We start from the raw sequence: 16200 nt of genomic DNA, 5'->3' as shown, positions 1-16200 counted from the left end.
GAGATGGATTCTGGCGCAGCATTGATGGCGGCAGTGGGTGGATTGGCAATCGTTGCGCTAGTGCTTGTTGGGGCAGCAAAGCCTGATGGCCAACGCGCGGGCGATGCACGGGATCGAAAGGCCCCCAGGTCGCCCGCCTCAGCACGGGACCGCGTCGGCGTTTCGCCCCGCCGAGCGGTGGCAGGCGGGGACGAGGATGATGGTACGGCACTCCCCCAATCCTCGCTAATGATTCCCCCGCCTGACGAGGCGCGCATCCAGGCGATCGCGCCCAACAACGACCCACGTAGGCGCTGCTGACATGAGTCTGCGTATGCGTATGAATGCGGGCCTTCTTGTGGGGCTGTTGTCCGGCTATTGCTTTGCCGGCGATGTTGACCAAGTGGTCACGGCCATCCGCGAATCTACTCAGGACACAACGAAGCTAACTGCGTGCCTCCTACTCAGTCAAGCGGCCAGCACATCGAAGGCGGACGCGCGAACCCAGAAGAAGGCCGTCGAATTGGTCACGCAGCGATTGAAGAATCAGGACGTGGCCATGTTGCGCGCCCGAGGGGATGTAGCGCGAAAGGGACTCTATGGCTATGAGCGCAACGAGGAGCTGGCATACCGCCTTTACTCTAAGGCCACACGTTCGGTAGAAGCGGGCTGGAATGGTGCGCTGATGCTCTATCGAAGAAGCCCCAATGGCGTAAGCGCAAGTGATGCCCGCCTGATCTTGGACTTGCTTCAGAAATCTGGCGCTGCCACGCAGAATTCGCGTGGGTTGGTCGGCTCATATTCACATTATGTTGCCGGCCTACTCAACGAGGCAGGCACGGCAGGCAAGCCAGATCTCAAGAAGGCATTTATCCATTACCGAACCTCGGCTCGCAATGCCTACGTGCCTGGCGCTTACCACTACATGCGCCTGCTGGTCCAGTCCATACCAAAGCTCCCGACTACCGAAAAGGGTGTAGTGATGCAAGAGATCCGGATGATGGTGAACCGCTGGAAGTGGCAATCCCCCGAGATCATGTTCTTGGCCGGAGACATCTACGCGGCCCGATGGCTTCCAGACGAGGACGGCTTCATGGCCCAGTACCACTGGCGAATGGCTGCAAGGATGGGTGCTGCTCGTGAAATCGCGGATTTTGAAGGGGCGCTAAAAACCCGGGTGCGCAGGCTTTCGCCTGAGATGGAAAAGCGTCTCGAAGAGGCTATTGAAGCAGGGTATAGAAACACAATGGCCGTTAAAAACGAACTCGAATTCGTCGATCTGTGCGCTGAGTGAATATGAAAACAATCCTTTTGTCGGTAGCAATAGCGACTATTGCAGCTTCCGCAGTTCAAGCGCAGCAAGCAGGAGATCCCTTCAAGAAGACAGAAGAGGGTTGGTTCTGGTACCAGGTCGAGCCAGAGCCGAAAGAGCCGCTCAAAAATGAGGAGGCCCCACAGCAGCTGAAGAAGCAAGCGCCCGCAGTTATTCAAATCGGCAAGCCTAAGAAGCCAGAAGCGCTATCGGTGGAATGGTTCCAGACTGAGTACCCACGTCTGCTCAACAATGCGGTGGACAACCCTACCGACGAGAATGTCCAGGCGTACCGCTATGCAACGCGGGTGATGCTGGATAAGGCAAGCAATTTCACTCGGACCTTTCAGCGTCAATCGCTTCTGGATCCACTTCTGGATGAGTCAGTACGCTCACCATTCTCCAGTGCAATGCGAGGTAGCTACCAGCGGTGGTCCTTGGAACAAAAGAGGAAGGCCACGGAGGCGATCTCAAAAAAAGCCGGCTTGTGGGTCTTCCTAGACGATAAGTGCCATTTCTGTTCGCTTCAATACCCAATCGTGGAACGAACAGCGAAAGAGCGTGGATTTGAGGTGATCTACATCACCCCCGATGGGGAGCGGCCAAGTTGGCTCATGGGGAAAAGCGACGTTCGGAAGGATGACGGCCAAGGCCGCCACCTAAAGATACAGGTAAGGCCCGCCGTCGCGCTGGTGGCGCCGCCGGACAACATCACCGTGATTACTCAAGGGATGCTGTCTCAGGATTTGCTGGAAGAGCGGATTCTGATCGCCGGGGATGTTGCTGGACTGGTTACTGGGCAAGCACGTAAAGATGCGTTCCCTGAGGAGCGAGGAATCCTGACGACCGAAGACATCAAGGAAATTGGCCGCGCGCTTGAAAAGGATCCGAAAGCAATTGTCCCCAGCGCGCAAGAAAAAATTCAAAAGAGGTATTGACATGGCAAAAGCTCGAAGGTTCAGAGCTACCGTAACCGCAATCACAATTGCAGCAATGGCAGCCTTAATGCCTGCCGAGGCTAGTGCGGGCCTAAAGGAAGCAATGAATGACATGTTTGTGACCACTTCAACAAATGCACAAACATACAAATCGCAGCGCCTTATGGGGGTTTACGGCGGATCGCTATCTATACGATCGCCCGGAAGAGGCATCAACATTGTCCAGTTTGCACCCCCCAGAATTGACGCGGGGTGTGGTGGAATCGATATCTTCTTTGGCAGCTTCTCATTTATAAATGGTGCGCAGTTTGAACAGCTCTTGCGCTCTATCGCTGCGAATGCTACAGGGTTCGCCGTAAAGGCCGCCATCAAATTGATGTGCAATCCATGTGACGAGATTTTATCGCGCCTTCAACAAGCAATGGAAACACTCAATTCAATGGCGAAAAACACATGTGCCATTGCGAACTCCATGGTTTCTGGCTCGATTGAGCCTAAGCTGAAGGAGCAAGCTGCAAGAGTGGGGACGGCGCTATCTGGCGCGCTTAGCTTAACTGCGGACTGGGTCTCCGGGGAAAGTAAGCGTCAAAGTCAAACGCCTTCGGACGCAGCAACGGCTGGTGGAAATGCACAAGCCCGAGATAACAATCCGAATGTGGGCAATTTCGTGTGGCGCGCTGCAAATGAGACAATGGGTAAAGGCGCTAACACCCTCCAGGTCTTCATGACAAAAAGGCAAGCAATTGAAATAATCATGGGTTTGTTTGGTACCACTGTAAACCGTGCAACAGAGGCCGGTGAGAGCTGCGGACCAGGTGTGAATCCGGAGGTCTGTGATCAACCGGTGCAGACATACCCTTCGAAGATTGCCAATTGGGACCAGGTTCTCAAAGCCAGCAGATTTAGTCCTGATGGAGTCGGGATTTACTCGTGCATAAATGAAAGTCAGGAATGTACAAAAATCGATTCCAGCAGGAAACTTCCTATTAGCGAATGGGGTGGTGTCGAGGATATTGTCAATCAAGCGCTGTTTGGAACTACCAGGCCTGAGATTAGAAGTAACTGGACGGATAGCTCCATTGTTGGTTCTTTTGCCAATAAGAGGCCGCTTGTTTCAGGATCGCTCGATGCGAGGTCTCAGGCTATATTGGATATGACACCATTTCCTTTGCTGCATTTCTTGCTTGAAGCGCAGAAGATACCAGGCGCACCTGAACAGATCGGCCTGATCGTGGCTCAGTATTTGCCAGACTACTTCGGCTATATGCTCGGCATCGAATTGCTTACCATAGGAAAGTCGGCCTTCACTGAGCAAACGAAAGCCATGATGCCAGATGGGTACGCTGCGGAGTTGAAGATCAAAGAAGAGGCGCTCATGAAGATGCGGCCTGATGCCGACAAGATGAACTCTATGGTCAAAGCTGTATACGACTCGTTGGTCATAAATCAACGGCTAACTGCATCTCAAATGCGTGGCGCGTCCGGCTCTGGCGACAAGCGCTAAGGAAGAATATGGCGTTTACTATCTATACAATTTCCGATCCTGTCGTGATCGGAAGTGCGATGACGTCGATGGCTATGTTCTTCGGTCAAGAGTCATTGGTTGGTTCGATCGTCAAGACTGGGCTATTGATATCGCTCCTCTTCATTCTTGGCCAAACTGTCGTCCAAAAAGGCTTGCGGCTCGATGTAATATTGATTCAGCTAATTGTAGTTTGGGTTGTTTTTCTTCCTAAGACGACTGTCAATATAGAACAGTTTGATAATTCGGCGCCGCCACGGGTCGTGGACAACGTGCCGTATGCAATTGCGCTTCCCGCAACGCTGGCCGGCAGCTTTGCCTTAATGATGACCAATCGAATAGAGCAGGTAATGGTCAACGTTAATGGAGACTATCTATCGGTGTCTGGTGATGTGCACCCATTCTCGCCTGCACGGGTGTTGATGAGCTTCGCAGCTTGCCCTCTTGAACCGCTAGGTTGCCTTTCTCAGAATCTAGTTGAGACAATGCGCCTTGCGGTACGCTACTGTTCAGGCCCTAGCTTGTCTAAAGCCGAATTTGCTAACCAGCGCTATGTTTTGAAGGCACTGTCGGAAACTCTGACGGAGACTGGAAGTACTGTAATCTATGATGATGGTAATCCGTATGTAACGGGCGGTGGCGGCGGACGCGCTGCGTCCTGCTCAGAAGCGGCCTCATACCTTAGAAACTATGAGGATAGTGTTGGCAATGGAAGCAGTAATGAGGTAACTGAAACAATAAAAAATCTCGCAAACAAAGCAGAAATAAAGCAAAACAAAGCAGTCATTCGCGATGATGGGACGATTGACTATGATACCGCCATGGGAATGATCAATAAGTTGACCGATAGCTCCTCAAGGATTGATACCAGGAGTGTCTTCAACATCATGACATATTCAATGGCCGATTCGCTGAAGTATGTTGGCCATACGCCAATTGATCAGCCGATTTCCATCATGAGAGACTCGGGCTTGTTCAATTGGGCAAAATCTGAGGCCTCCCAAAGCATGATGGTAAGTACAACAGCTCCAAAATTCATGGATGTGTTGTTCTTTATATTCATTGCAAGTACGCCGATAGTCATGTTTATGCTTGCTGCTAATCCCCAAAGTGGGGTAAAGGTGGCTGTATCGTATATCGTATTTGGGCTGTGGACTCAAAGCTGGATTCCGATGATGGCAATCATTACAAGTTGGTATCAGCGAGATATTCTGAGTATTCCTGCGCCTATTCCTCCATTGGGCGAGCCTTTATCCCCTGCGTACATGGCGATGATGATGCGCCAGACGATGACATCGACGATAGCAGCTGGGAACATGATCCAGAATGCTCCATACCTGATGTTCGCGATACTTACTGGCTCGATGTTTGCCATGTCGAGCATGATCAGCAAAGCGGTGCCTAGCGGGAGTGGTGGTGGCGCTACAGGAGAAGCAAGCGGCGCAGGTGGAAGCTCTGGCGGTGGGAAGGGCTCGCCTCTTGTTGGCGGCGCAGGATCCGCTGGCAGTCCTATTCTTGCGCAGCGCGCGGCAATTGCCGGATCCGAAAACGCAATGCGTGGAGGTATGACAGGCGATTCCGTTGGAGTGCTTGGCGATGCGTCTGCGAATTTATCTGGTCTGGGGAGCATAGATTTCGGCGGCGGTGTTGCAAGCTCAGCAAATTATTCATCTGAAACATCGGCAGCCGCACGCAAGAAGATCGAGCAATCGCAATCGCAGGCACTGAACGATACTTCTTCCCTCATCGCATCTGGTGGTAAGTACCTCGACGGTGCAAAAGTCGCAAGCTATCTTTCTAGCAAAGGTCACACGGTAACCTGGGACTCTGGTACTGGAACGCTTAGTTCCGATGGCCAGTCAGTCAACTTACGCACTGGGCACATGAATAGTGCTGCGAGAAATGCAGCCTTGTCTGGAAATATCCAAGCGGGTTTAAACACTAAGGATTCGCTTCCAGGTAAGGTGCTTGGGGCCATTGGTGGGGTCTCTGCGAGTGTCGGTCTCCAAGCATCAACTGGAGTTACTCACGGTTCAACGCAAACGGCGGCACTTGACGAGTTACAGAGCCTCAGGAAGGAGACCAGTACCTCGGCTGGGATTCGTGATGCAGCCTCTACTGGTGAAAACGCGAGCACCGGATCCTCAGGAAAATCTGGCGCACAATGGTCGGAAATAGGACAGAAGGCAACTCAGCTAGGGAATACCCTCACTCAGTTGGCGTCTAGCACTAAGGCATTAGATGAGGCGGATAAACTTTCTAAGACCGCTGCTATGGACGCTTCGGCAAAGACTGGAGCTAAGGTCGAGGGATCTGACTTTGTAAATAAGTGGGGCCAGACTCAGCTGAGTAAGAACGGGAGCGATTCCCGACATCAGGCTGACGCGCTTGGGAAGATTCAGAATGCATTGGGCGGCTCGCTAAATGGCGAGGCACTTCAAGGATTCCTTGGCTCTTTCGCAAACAACTATAAGCAACTTGAGCAGGCATTCGGGTCTGGCATGAGCAGAGATCAAATGGCTGGTGCAGCAGCCTGGAAATCCTTGTCCTCAATGAATTCATCAGCGAATAGCCCTTCGGAGAAACTATCCGCCCTGAGTGCGATGGCTAAGTTGGCAACTGCCGCCAATATCGCGGATGTTTCAGCTGGAGTTACTGCAGCCGCTGCTGCCGTTGAGCGCGTAGCATCTGTAGAAAGGGGACTGGCAGGGATGCAAGCAAATATGACGCCAGTCATTGCCAAGACTGAGGGAGCGGTTGCAACCGGGCTCAATCCGGCCCGCCAAAACGAGATTACAGCCAGTGCGTCCGAAAGGATTGCCGGAAGTCGCGCAGCGGCAGGTGGAATATACGGGCAAACTGTTTCTCAGACTGGCGCGGTGGAGGCGAGAGGCAAGGAGTCAGTCGGTGAAAGCCACCAAGGTAATGTTGCGTTTGAGAGGCATGTGGCTGATGGTTCGCCTCTAATCAATAAGCTTGATACTGCTACGGGGCGCCAGCAGTTTGCACCGTCAAACGATGGTGCCAGCTATGCAATCAGCGACAAATCTCAGCCTTCCGAATACGGAGTGAAACCTGGCGCTGGGAGTGTTGGTACAGTATCTTCGGCGGTAAGCGGTGCGACTGGTAAAGCGATAAATGCAGCAGGCTCGGTCGCCGAGTCAGTTACGGGCAGTGCTAGCGCGGGAGCCGACGTTGCAAAAAACCTTGGAAAAGACATAGTAGGGTCTTCAATTCAGGGACCAGGAACGCCGTCTTCAAACGGGGATCTTCTAACTGGGGGCAAAAAGGCTAGTCCTGACAGCCATACCATTTCACCAACTGCCTCTGCCATAAACAGCGGAACCGTGAACATGCTGGGTGCTGCGGGAGCTTTGTCCACGTCATTAACAAGTGGAATTAACGCGGGGAGCTCTGTTATACAGACCATCTCAAAAGAAATCGCCGGACCGTCATCACTGAGCGCAGGCGCGCAGCCTTCAAGCGGGCAAGCGGCTCCTGTTAGCTCGGTGCCAAAGTCTGATTCTGGAGGCGTCTCACCTGCCGCGTCCGCGATAAGCGGAGGAACTGTAAACATGCTGAGTGCAGCTGGTTCGTTGGCGGCATCAGCGTCGAATGGCATTAGCGCGGGCAGCGCAGTTGTACAGAACGTGTCAAGAGAATCCGGCAGCACCTCACTCCCGACTCTTGGAACACCTCCCTCTATTGGACAGGCTTCGCCTTCAGGTGGCCCCGGGATGGCTCCAGGCCAAGATGTACCTGCAAAGCCGGAAAAGGGATCGCCGTCGGGCACGCCTTCTGGTCAGACTCCAGGCGGAAACGCAAAGAGAACGATTGCTCCTCCTAAATAAGAAGAGGCCCTTTCGAGGGCCTCTTTCTACTCTGCGTCATGATTTCTGTGATGAATATTACAAGAATTCCACTGCCTTTCTGGATTAATTACATCTTTCATGGATTCTTCAAATAAATCAGTATTTTCAGGATGGCCGTTATGGCTATCTGATACCTTATTAGATTTAATCTTTTTTGCGTTGGTGCGCAAGATAAAATAGATCGCTATAGCTGCAGCAAAAAGAAACGCTAGAAAATTCAACTGAATCATTTGTTTCCCCTTTCTGGCATAATTATATGAGGTGTTGCATCTAATTGCAACTGCTAATTAATAACAGGATGGCCCAGATTTAGCGCAATTGGCTCCATGGGCTCGCATCGGGTGATCACCGAGGAGGAATTTCCGTGAAAAGTGCATTCTTTTCGAGCTTTTCGGGGCAAAAATGGCCTGCCTTGTCGATAGCATATACGAGTCTATAGTCACTCTTGAGCCAGCCCATGTCCCGCGAGATCAGTCGTAAGGTAATCCGCCGCTTGCTGGAGGTCAGCGCTGTTTTCCTCCTTAGCGGCATGTCGCTCCTCCATGCGTGCGAGTCAAAGCTGCCCCCGGGCGCTTCAGCGAGGGCGGACGAGTTCATCAAGGAGGGCAAAGCATGGAAGGCATATGGTGCGATGAACATAGAGGCTTCGAGAGGTAGTGGAGGGGCCTATCGGTACTTGGCGACAATGCTAGAGAAGGGGCGAGGCGTTGAGCGCAGCGCCTTCGCTGCTCGGCAGTTGAATTGGATGGGTTCGCAATACCACGACGCCGATGCGATGTTTCACGCCGCCAAGGATTTTTATGCGCGCGGACATCGCAATGACGGTGATGATCTAGCCGAAAGAGCCGTCCGATGCGGGCATCCAGAAGCGGCGTTACTTCTGGCGGAACGGCGCGCTATGGAAGGTAGAGCCAGTGAGGCGTTGACATTCCTTACGCTGGCTATCGAAGCCAGTCTCCCTCGGGCGAAGTATTTTCTGGCCGAAGTGTATGACAAAGGTTCTCTTGGTCTGCCGAAGGACTATGAGCGTGCATTCTATTGGTACTCGCTTGCAGCGAAGGACGGCATCGCGGAGGCAAAGTCCGCGATGGCTTACTACTTCGTTCGCGGTTTGCATGGGCAGCAGGATGATCTTGCAGCACTGCATTGGTATCACGAAGCGGCGAAAGGCGGACATGTTGATTCGATGACCGCCTATGGCTGGATGTTGATGACCGGTAAGGGCGCTTCAGTGGACATTGGGGAAGCAAGCTACTACCTCAGCCTGGCCGCAAAAAATGGTGATAAGCAAGCAGCGAAGTTCCTCAAGGAAATCAAAATGAAGCGCGATGAACGAATCCAACTTTCTGCTTCCCCTGCGCTCAAAAATGATTAATTGTTATATGGCCCAAGTTTGCGCAGTCTTTGCAAGTTGGCTCGGTATTGCAAGTTTAGCAAGCGGCCTGAAATCGTACAGCACTGGAATGCATGTGATTCCGCACCGATCTAGGGGGGGGCAGTTCCTAGCGGAATTGAAGGGCGCAGCACTGCAGATCCTGCTGAAGTTGCAGACCGCAGTGGACAGTTCGCGTGATGCTTTGTCACGGCGAAACATCAGCCTTGCCATGGTGTTTGCCATTGTGCTCGCAAGTGGCGCTACGCAAGCGAGACCGACTGATGCTCAGATTGCACGAAATAACTTCGTCCAATCTATTCCTGTGCTTCCATGGCTTAAGTTGGCTGAGACAACTATTCATGAGGTGCGGACGCCGATTCAGCAGCTAAAGAGCCAATATCAGGGAGCTTTACTTATCCAAGAAGGCACGTCGGCGGAGACTGGAGGCATGTTTATAAACCTCTCCATGGCCTTGCCAGAGGGGATGTTGAATGAGCCTGGCCTTCAGATGCTGACGCTGGATTTCGATGAGCGAAAGATTCTTCAAATGGTCGTCTTCAGAGTCAATCGCGGATGGAAGGACAGGAATCTCACACCCTTGGTTGAGAGGATGACTGGCCGCTACAGAAACCTGGCTGAGCCGGATTTCCTGGGGGATCCTGACAGCGAGGCAACTGACAAAACATTGCTATTCGATATAGGGCGGTTCGCTATCGAAGTGCGTTTGCCGCAGCACGGAACTTACGCAACGGCAACGTTCACCACCAAGACTATTCTGAAACGGTTGCGAACAGTAGATAGCACGATTCACATCTTCGGCGACATACTCGATAGGTGACATGGAGCGAGATAGGACAACTCTGCTTATTGCGAGATCTAGATCATTTGTAACCGGGGGGCACAGGCAAAAACCAAGAATCGAAAATTCTGCGGTGCTGATGCCGACTGAGGGCTGGTTCTGGCCAAGGTGAAGCTGATCGATGTTGGTGCGAAGGCGAATGTAGAAAGGGGCGGCAGGACCGTGTTGCGGTGTGAGCTCGTCAAAGGGTTAGAGCGATGCGGACCGGGTGAAGGTGCTCGGCAGGCAGCTGGTGGCCGCCGCCCAGCTCTTCCCAATTTGGGCACTGCCGCGTACGTGTTGGAGATCGAGAGCTTCAAGCTGCAAGGTGCAGGGCCATCGCTCTTGGAGGACAGGTCGCCACAAGCCATGGGGTGTTCAGCGGTTGCAGCGTTGGCACTTGGCCGGTGGACTCCAAGGACCTTCAATCAAAGCCGACGTTGAAAAAATGCAATTAATTAGCAATAAAGTAATTGCAATAAATTGATGTGTAGTAAGCAAAAAAGCTCGCTTTCATGGGGTTTCATGTAGAGCTATTTTGATTGCAAATAAAGTGGAGCAATAATTGAAATGATGATTAGCAAACTTATCGCTGCAGCGCTGACGCTCATGGCTACAGCCACGCTGAGCCACGCTTCCCCAGAGACGGATGCCTTGTCCCAGAAGTTGATGAAGTCGATGCCCGGCCTGACTATCGACTCGCTTAGTCCGAGCGCCATCCCCGGCCTCTACGAAGTCGTGTCGGGAGGGGACGTGGCGTACGTGACTCTGGACGGCGTACACATGATCCAAGGGACGATGTTCAACGTCCCTGCCCGAAAAAATTTGTCCGAAAGGACGCTCTCCACGCAACGCGCAAAGGCGCTGCAGGACTTGGATCCCGCAAGCCTGATCGTCTACAAGGCCTCGGGCCCGGAGAAGCAGGTGATCACGGTGTTCACAGATCCCTCCTGTCCGTACTGCCACCGTCTGCATGACGAAATCCCCAAGCTGAACGAGTTGGGTGTAACGGTGCGCTACGCGCTCTATGCCCGTTCCGGTGAAGGAACCTTGACCTCGCGCCAACTTTCGGAGGTTCTCTGCGCCGCAGACAAGAAGACTGCCCTTATGCGGTTCTTCGCGAACCCTTCCTTGAATTCCTCTGGCGCTGATTGCGACCAGGCACAAGGACTTGAGCGCATTGCTCGCGCCGCCAACCAGGTTGGTTTGAAGGGGACTCCACACATCGTGACGAACACTGGCTACGCGTCGTCTGGCTACATGCCTGCGCCTGAGCTTCTACGGGCCATCCAGCAGGGAAGCTGAGTATCATCTGTCTGCGCTGTCCTTTTATCCTCCCTCCCTCCCTTGTGACAGCGCCTTCGCCGCCCCTTTTTGGGGCGTCTTTTTTTGGTTCCGGCTGGTGAGTAAAAGCGTTTCACGAGATGAAAATGGAGTTGACATCATGTGTTCGGCTTTGCTTGAAACTTTACTTCTGCAAAATTTGAAGGGAGAATTTCGTGGATGAGCAAAAAAGTTGCCACGAAAGAATTGGTTTTCACGATTCCCGAGGATCTGCAGTTCTCGGACTTGGAACTCCGTCTTGACGATGATGGGCTGGTGCGGTTCAACTGGGAGGCGATCGAGCGTCTGTGCGCGACCTCCAACATCAACCCGGACTTTTTCAAGCTCTCGTCCCCCGAATACGTCGGAAACTTGATTTCCCACTGGTATGGCGTGCACCTTTACAACGGGGGCGCCCACGATCCAGAGCAAGAACGCGCCCTGTCTTACGGTGACACCATGCACTGGGGCAGCGAGCAGTTCCAGCACAGAGCCGGTACGGCCTAGTTCGCCCAGCTCCAGTAAGAACGCCCCGGAGAGACGACCTCAGGGGCGTTTTTTTTTGGTTTGCCGGCCGGTTACTTCTTGGTGAGCAGTCTCTTCCAGTCAGCTTGGCTTGCTGGAAGCGGGACGTTGACCATCCGTTCTTTCTCGCCGTCGTAAACGAGTGGCAGGGTGTCCAATCGTGCGAGCAGTGCCTGGGTGCTGTTGTCCTCCATCTTGAAGACCCCGGTACCTAGGATGCGCTTCACTTCGGAGTCCTTGCCCATAGACTTGGGCTGGAGCCAAGCCACATCTCGTGCTTTCTCCGCAAACTCCATGGCCTTAGCGAGCCCGGTGCCGCTGATCGTCTCCGCGCCGTAGGCAATGGCCATTGCGGCCGTGGCGAACTCGTCGTGTCCTGCGGACACAAGCACCAGGCGCAGAGGGCGCACCGCCGCGCCTTCGCGGCGCAGAGCTTGGTGAAATCTCACCAAGTTGAGCAAGCTGTCTCGCCCAGCCTGTTTGCCCAAATCCACCACGAAGCTGACAGCCGAACCGGCGCCGCCTGGCACAACAATGGCGTGCATGTCCTGTGGCCGCAGAGCCTTGGCTGGATTGTCGGCAAGCTCACCACGAACGAAGCGCTCCGTGTCCACGTTCACATCGCGGTTCTTCTGCATGTCGATCATCATTCCGACCATGAGGTACCGCTTGGACTTGTCCGTGTAGAAGACGTAGAGCTCTTTTTTCCCTTCAGGTGTCGCATCAGAAAAGCTCGTGGCCTCAACCACATAGCCCTCCAGACCAGGGAATGGTGCCTCTACACGGCGGATCACCTTCGGGTTTTCGACCCTGTAGTTCGCATCCGCGCCCAGCATGTCCTGCAACCTCTTACTGTCCTTTAGCCAGTCAGGGAGGTCCTTGCTCTTGGAATCGATTGGTTCCGAGCGCAGGACGCTAGGAGCATCAAGGGCCGCAGGAGCGGCTGCTGCGTCTTGTCCCTTGGGCTTGCCATTTTTCAGGAGACCTCCAAAGTCAACCGCGTGAGCGCTTAGATGGGCGCACAGGCCGATGATCGATGCGGATAGGATGAGCCGTTTAAAGCGCATGTCCAGCCCCTTGAATGATGCGGCTCACCATTCCGTTGAGCAGGAGGAGAAACTGCTGGGGATTGCCCTGCGCGTTGTCGGGCGTCACGACGAAACGCCCCGCCAGCGCAACAGAAGGAGTGGAGGTGAGCTTGTACGTCCGCACGAGTCGAGCGTGGCTCGAAACGCGGTTCTCGACGCCCCGGCCGCGCCCCTTCAGGTACGCCTGGACTGCCTTGCCCTCACCGCCTGCTTGGACGATTGTGCGCAGCACGTCAGTAACTGTGAGCCTGCCTGATGGGGGCGTTCCCAACTCGGGATCACCCTGCAGCTTCATGTACATGAGGTAGTCGTAAGTTTGTATGGCTTGCGGCGCAACGTCTTGCGTGATCAGTCGGCCCAGCACCGCGTTAAATGCGTTTTCGCCTTCGCTGGTGATCAACGGGGTGGCCTCGAAGCTGAGAGGCTTTGGAAGGGTTGCTCCCCATTGCACCAGGCCATTGTGATAGTTGCGGCAGAAGGGACAGTCGTACGAAAAGAGCAGACGAACCCGGGTCAAGTCACCCTTGATAGGAGGGTTCAGAACCTCGTACGGCTTCATCTCGCCAGCGTCGGTTACAGGCGTTCCGGCCTTCGCCGGCAAATCGGCTGCTTTTGACGGGAGTGCAAGGCTTGCGGTGATGCCTGCAAGGGTGGCGAGAGCTTGTCGCCGTTCTGTGAGGAGTGTCATATTGAGCAAGGGGTTCAAAGAACTTCGCGTCCGGTGACATCCAGGGCCTCTGCCAAGGAGGTGTCACCACTGAGCACGTTGAGCATCGCGTCATGGAGCAATGTCCGATACTGCGGCTGCGTCTCGGCGGCGCGGGCGAGATCCTTCAGGCTGGACTCTTCGATCGCCAGCCGCACAGCCTGCGTGGGCAGCAACAGTTCATAGATGCCCTTGCGACCACTCCATCCGCTCTTGCAATGCTCGCAACCGTGGGGGTTATGTGTGTACAAGGAGGAGTGGGCGGAAATCGTCTCGGCGGGCACGCCCGATTTTTCGATGAGCTTAGCCACTTCATGAGTCAGCGGGGCCGCGAGCCGGCAGTGCTGGCAGAGCCTTCGGACTAGGCGCTGAGCCAAGATTCCGCCCATCGATGCAGCCAGGACGTTGGGGTCCACTTTCAGATCCAACATGCGGCTGAGTGTCATGAGCGCCGAGTTGGTATGGAGAGTCGTCAGAACGAGGTGACCGGTAAGGGCAGACTGAGCAGCAATACCTGCAGTCTCGTCATCGCGTATTTCGCCCACCAGGATTACGTCCGGGTCTTGCCGCAACATCGCCTTCAATGCCTTGGCAAATGTCAGCTTCGGGTTCACCTGAGCCTGCGTGAGTCCCTCGATGCGGTACTCGACCGGGTCCTCGATAGTGATGATCTTGACGGCCGGTTTGATCAGCTGGAGCAACACGCCATAAAGCGTGGTCGTCTTTCCCGACCCTGTTGGTCCGGTGACCATCAACATACCTTGAGGCTGGCTTATGACGCGCTGAAGTGCCGCGTGAATGTCCGCTGGCATCTCCATTTTGCTTAGGGGGGTCAGGTTTTCACTCTTGTCGAGCAGGCGGCAGACGATGGACTGCCCCCGCGCCAGGGGAAGGATGCTGACGCGAAATTCAACGTTGCGGCCGTCAACGCTCATCTCGAATTTTCCGTCCTGGGGGGCTTGCGTTTCGATCAAAGAAAAGCGACACCTGGAACGAATCTTCCGGTCCACCTCACGCCCGATGGCGAGAGTGAGGCGGCCTTCCTCTTGAAGTTCTCCCCTCAACCTAAAGCGGACGAGACAATCTGATTCTTGGTCGTCGAAGTGCACATCGCTGGCTCCGCGACGAGCAGCTTCCCTGAACAGATCGTTCATGTAGGTGGCTACGGGCGCGTCCTTGGAACTGGTTGAAATGAATTCCGCAGCAGGCCCACTGGTCACCTGCATCGCGACTTGTTCGGATGAAGAATTAGCGTTCATAGATTCTTAAATTGACGCGTAATTGTCCGATAAAAAATTGCTTTGTGTCAATAATTGTTACACCTCTGCGTGCGCTTCTAGGTGTTCTATTTAATTGGCGTAAATGTGCAATTAAGTATTGCAATTCTCTGCAATTCGTCCAAAATTGGAACTGTCTTGCGGGAGCTGTTCATCCGGGCAGCGAGCCACAAGCGTTTGCCCTCCGGGGTTTGGAGCATCCATGTCGCCTCACCTGCCCGGCACGAAGCCGGAATCCCTTGAGATCCTTGGGAAGATCCTCCCGCCCGCGCAGATCCGCCGCTTCGAGCGCATGGACCGTATCTCGCAATGTGTGGAAGTTGCCTCGAACCTAAATGCTCGCCATCTCTACATGGAGGACTCCGAGCTGGGGGGCCAGCTTGCCGAGCTTTTGAAGCTGCTCATCCGCGAGAAGGCTGAAGCGCAGATGGAGCACTTCCACGCTTTGGACGATGCAGGAGCGATCAATGCCGGACGGCCCTTTGGCTTTGCCGAAGCACCTAAGTTGATGCCGCGCTTTCGGGATCGAATCACCTCTCTTATCAAGCGCGGGCGGTGAGCATGGACAAGCTTTTCACGCGCGTCAGCGAACGCGCCACTGGTGCATTCCTGGTGGAGTGGCAGTGGTTGCCGCACGGTGCGGCCCAACCTACGGTCGGCTCCCTGAGCTTTGAGGTCGATGCCTACCATAAGGATGATCGCGGGGCCCTGGCAGAACTTAAGGGGCTGTACTACTTGCTTGAGCACAAGCATGTGCACGGCGAAAGGCGGCTCGGAAATGGCGTCAAGCTTTGCGTTTCAAGCGGCGCCATCCGAAAGGCGCTCGCGAAGAACGCCTTGAAGAAAACCATGTCCGGAAAGACTGACAAGGCAGCTGTTGCCAATGCGGCCACCTTCCTCGCGACCAAATACTTTGAGGCGACTGTAGAGGTTGCTCGCTGGCCAGAAATGACGCCGAAGTCCGTTGTGCCTTGTGAAGAAGTAGAAGACCTTGGTAGGCAGTTCGACCGTATCACCATCGACTGCCCTTTGTTGGGCGAGTCTGTCTCGCTGTCGCGGCACGCCATGCATCGATACGTCGCACGGATCGACCAGAAGCGCGACAAGCTCGATGAATCGGATTTAAGCAGCGTGGCGGACGCACGATGGACCGCTGCTTGGCGCTGGTTCGCACGCATCTTTCCCAATCCCAGCCTTGTCCGCGCTGAATTGCTTCCGAAGGTGAAGGCGAAGTTTGAAGCCAAGTACGGCAAAGATTGCCACTACCTCCATTTCCAAGATGCGGGTGTGCTGCTTGTAGTTCGGAGAGACTCCGTGGGGCTGATCGTCGCGACGGTCATTCGCCTGTCACCCTATGAGCCGCTGATCGTGCTTCCTGATTACATGGTTGGGCAGGGCCTCGTAAAAGGGCATCTCCACCTGTCTCGTAAATAGGCATCGAGCCT

Annotated in this window: 14 protein-coding genes; 10 read left to right on the top strand and 4 right to left on the bottom strand. The window is 54.3% G+C overall.

What is annotated here, in order from left to right; all coding sequences use genetic code 11:
- Positions 1-301 precede the first annotated feature (301 nt).
- From ACM14_RS02990 to ACM14_RS30405, 4 genes are read left to right on the top strand one after another with little or no spacing between them, the layout of a single operon-like run.
- On the top strand, positions 302-1273 hold the full coding sequence (locus ACM14_RS02990) for a hypothetical protein (RefSeq protein ID WP_139093355.1): 972 nt from the start codon (positions 302-304) through the stop codon (positions 1271-1273).
- A 2-nt stretch (positions 1274-1275) separates the two neighbouring features.
- Positions 1276-2229, top strand: a complete 954-nt coding sequence (traF, locus tag ACM14_RS02985) for a conjugal transfer protein TraF (protein WP_217491951.1) — start codon at positions 1276-1278, stop codon at positions 2227-2229.
- 1 nt (position 2230) lies between these two features.
- Entirely contained in the window at positions 2231-3733 is a 1503-nt protein-coding gene (locus ACM14_RS30410) for a conjugal transfer protein TraH (RefSeq protein ID WP_074924355.1), read from the top strand.
- 8 nt (positions 3734-3741) lie between these two features.
- The gene (locus ACM14_RS30405) at positions 3742-7602 is read left to right on the top strand and encodes a conjugal transfer protein TraG N-terminal domain-containing protein (RefSeq protein ID WP_084027293.1); all 3861 of its coding nucleotides are present in this window, start codon (positions 3742-3744) and stop codon (positions 7600-7602) included.
- Positions 7603-7628: 26 nt separating this feature from the next.
- On the opposite strand, the gene ACM14_RS31310 is transcribed toward ACM14_RS30405, so the two are convergent.
- Entirely contained in the window at positions 7629-7853 is a 225-nt protein-coding gene (locus tag ACM14_RS31310) for a hypothetical protein (protein WP_139093354.1), read from the bottom strand.
- Between the two features lie 227 nt (positions 7854-8080).
- Between ACM14_RS31310 and ACM14_RS02975 the strand changes: the two genes are divergently transcribed.
- The 4 genes from ACM14_RS02975 (at position 8081) to ACM14_RS02960 (ending at position 11666) form a co-directional block, all read left to right on the top strand.
- Positions 8081-8998, top strand: a complete 918-nt coding sequence (locus ACM14_RS02975) for a tetratricopeptide repeat protein (protein WP_065345272.1) — start codon at positions 8081-8083, stop codon at positions 8996-8998.
- Positions 8952-9836 (top strand): hypothetical protein, encoded by an 885-nt coding sequence (locus ACM14_RS02970; RefSeq protein ID WP_139093353.1) that lies wholly within the window; start codon positions 8952-8954, stop codon positions 9834-9836. The genes ACM14_RS02975 and ACM14_RS02970 overlap by 47 nt, the downstream gene beginning before the upstream one ends.
- A 570-nt stretch (positions 9837-10406) precedes the next feature.
- Positions 10407-11141 carry a DsbC family protein gene (locus ACM14_RS02965; protein ID WP_065345270.1) on the top strand — a complete coding sequence of 245 codons (735 nt, stop codon included), beginning with the start codon at positions 10407-10409 and terminating at the stop codon, positions 11139-11141.
- A 198-nt stretch (positions 11142-11339) separates the two neighbouring features.
- A complete protein-coding gene (locus ACM14_RS02960) occupies positions 11340-11666 on the top strand; it encodes a hypothetical protein (RefSeq protein ID WP_065345269.1) in 327 nt (108 codons plus the stop codon).
- A gap of 71 nt (positions 11667-11737) precedes the next feature.
- On the opposite strand, the gene ACM14_RS02955 is transcribed toward ACM14_RS02960, so the two are convergent.
- Genes ACM14_RS02955 through ACM14_RS02945 form a run of 3 tightly spaced genes read right to left on the bottom strand, consistent with a single transcriptional unit; the run spans position 11738 to position 14737 of the window.
- Positions 11738-12751: a hypothetical protein gene (locus tag ACM14_RS02955; RefSeq protein ID WP_065345268.1), complete on the bottom strand. Its 1014-nt coding sequence runs from the start codon at positions 12749-12751 to the stop codon at positions 11738-11740.
- Positions 12741-13478, bottom strand: a complete 738-nt coding sequence (locus tag ACM14_RS02950) for a hypothetical protein (protein ID WP_139093352.1) — start codon at positions 13476-13478, stop codon at positions 12741-12743. The genes ACM14_RS02955 and ACM14_RS02950 overlap by 11 nt, the downstream gene beginning before the upstream one ends.
- On the bottom strand, positions 13475-14737 hold the full coding sequence (locus ACM14_RS02945) for a GspE/PulE family protein (protein ID WP_084027282.1): 1263 nt from the start codon (positions 14735-14737) through the stop codon (positions 13475-13477). The genes ACM14_RS02950 and ACM14_RS02945 overlap by 4 nt, the downstream gene beginning before the upstream one ends.
- A gap of 220 nt (positions 14738-14957) precedes the next feature.
- Here ACM14_RS02945 and ACM14_RS02940 point away from each other — a divergent pair, with 220 nt between their 5' ends.
- Together ACM14_RS02940 and ACM14_RS02935 are read left to right on the top strand one after the other, a co-directional pair.
- The gene (locus ACM14_RS02940; RefSeq protein ID WP_065345265.1) at positions 14958-15314 is read left to right on the top strand and encodes a hypothetical protein; all 357 of its coding nucleotides are present in this window, start codon (positions 14958-14960) and stop codon (positions 15312-15314) included.
- Positions 15315-15316: 2 nt separating this feature from the next.
- A complete protein-coding gene (locus ACM14_RS02935; protein WP_065345264.1) occupies positions 15317-16189 on the top strand; it encodes a hypothetical protein in 873 nt (290 codons plus the stop codon).
- Positions 16190-16200 lie beyond the last annotated feature (11 nt).

The sequence above is a fragment of the Delftia sp. JD2 genome (assembly GCF_001682645.1).
In the GTDB taxonomy this organism is placed as follows: domain Bacteria; phylum Pseudomonadota; class Gammaproteobacteria; order Burkholderiales; family Burkholderiaceae_C; genus Comamonas; species Comamonas acidovorans.
The sequence above is the reverse complement of the archived record's forward strand: the minus strand, read 5'-3'. Positions and strand labels throughout refer to the sequence as shown.

What these genes read in the sequence shown, in the direction of transcription:
- ACM14_RS02990 (WP_139093355.1), top strand. Translation starts at nt 302, where the DNA reads ATGAGTCTGCGTATGCGTATGAATGCGGGCCTTCTTGTGGGGCTGTTG.
- traF (WP_217491951.1), top strand. Translation starts at nt 1,276, where the DNA reads ATGAAAACAATCCTTTTGTCGGTAGCAATAGCGACTATTGCAGCTTCC.
- ACM14_RS30410 (WP_074924355.1), top strand. Translation starts at nt 2,231, where the DNA reads ATGGCAAAAGCTCGAAGGTTCAGAGCTACCGTAACCGCAATCACAATT.
- ACM14_RS30405 (WP_084027293.1), top strand. Translation starts at nt 3,742, where the DNA reads ATGGCGTTTACTATCTATACAATTTCCGATCCTGTCGTGATCGGAAGT.
- ACM14_RS31310 (WP_139093354.1), bottom strand. Translation starts at nt 7,853, where the DNA reads ATGATTCAGTTGAATTTTCTAGCGTTTCTTTTTGCTGCAGCTATAGCG.
- ACM14_RS02975 (WP_065345272.1), top strand. Translation starts at nt 8,081, where the DNA reads ATGTCCCGCGAGATCAGTCGTAAGGTAATCCGCCGCTTGCTGGAGGTC.
- ACM14_RS02970 (WP_139093353.1), top strand. Translation starts at nt 8,952, where the DNA reads ATGAACGAATCCAACTTTCTGCTTCCCCTGCGCTCAAAAATGATTAAT.
- ACM14_RS02965 (WP_065345270.1), top strand. Translation starts at nt 10,407, where the DNA reads ATGATGATTAGCAAACTTATCGCTGCAGCGCTGACGCTCATGGCTACA.
- ACM14_RS02960 (WP_065345269.1), top strand. Translation starts at nt 11,340, where the DNA reads ATGAGCAAAAAAGTTGCCACGAAAGAATTGGTTTTCACGATTCCCGAG.
- ACM14_RS02955 (WP_065345268.1), bottom strand. Translation starts at nt 12,751, where the DNA reads ATGCGCTTTAAACGGCTCATCCTATCCGCATCGATCATCGGCCTGTGC.
- ACM14_RS02945 (WP_084027282.1), bottom strand. Translation starts at nt 14,737, where the DNA reads ATGAACGCTAATTCTTCATCCGAACAAGTCGCGATGCAGGTGACCAGT.
- ACM14_RS02940 (WP_065345265.1), top strand. Translation starts at nt 14,958, where the DNA reads ATGTCGCCTCACCTGCCCGGCACGAAGCCGGAATCCCTTGAGATCCTT.
- ACM14_RS02935 (WP_065345264.1), top strand. Translation starts at nt 15,317, where the DNA reads ATGGACAAGCTTTTCACGCGCGTCAGCGAACGCGCCACTGGTGCATTC.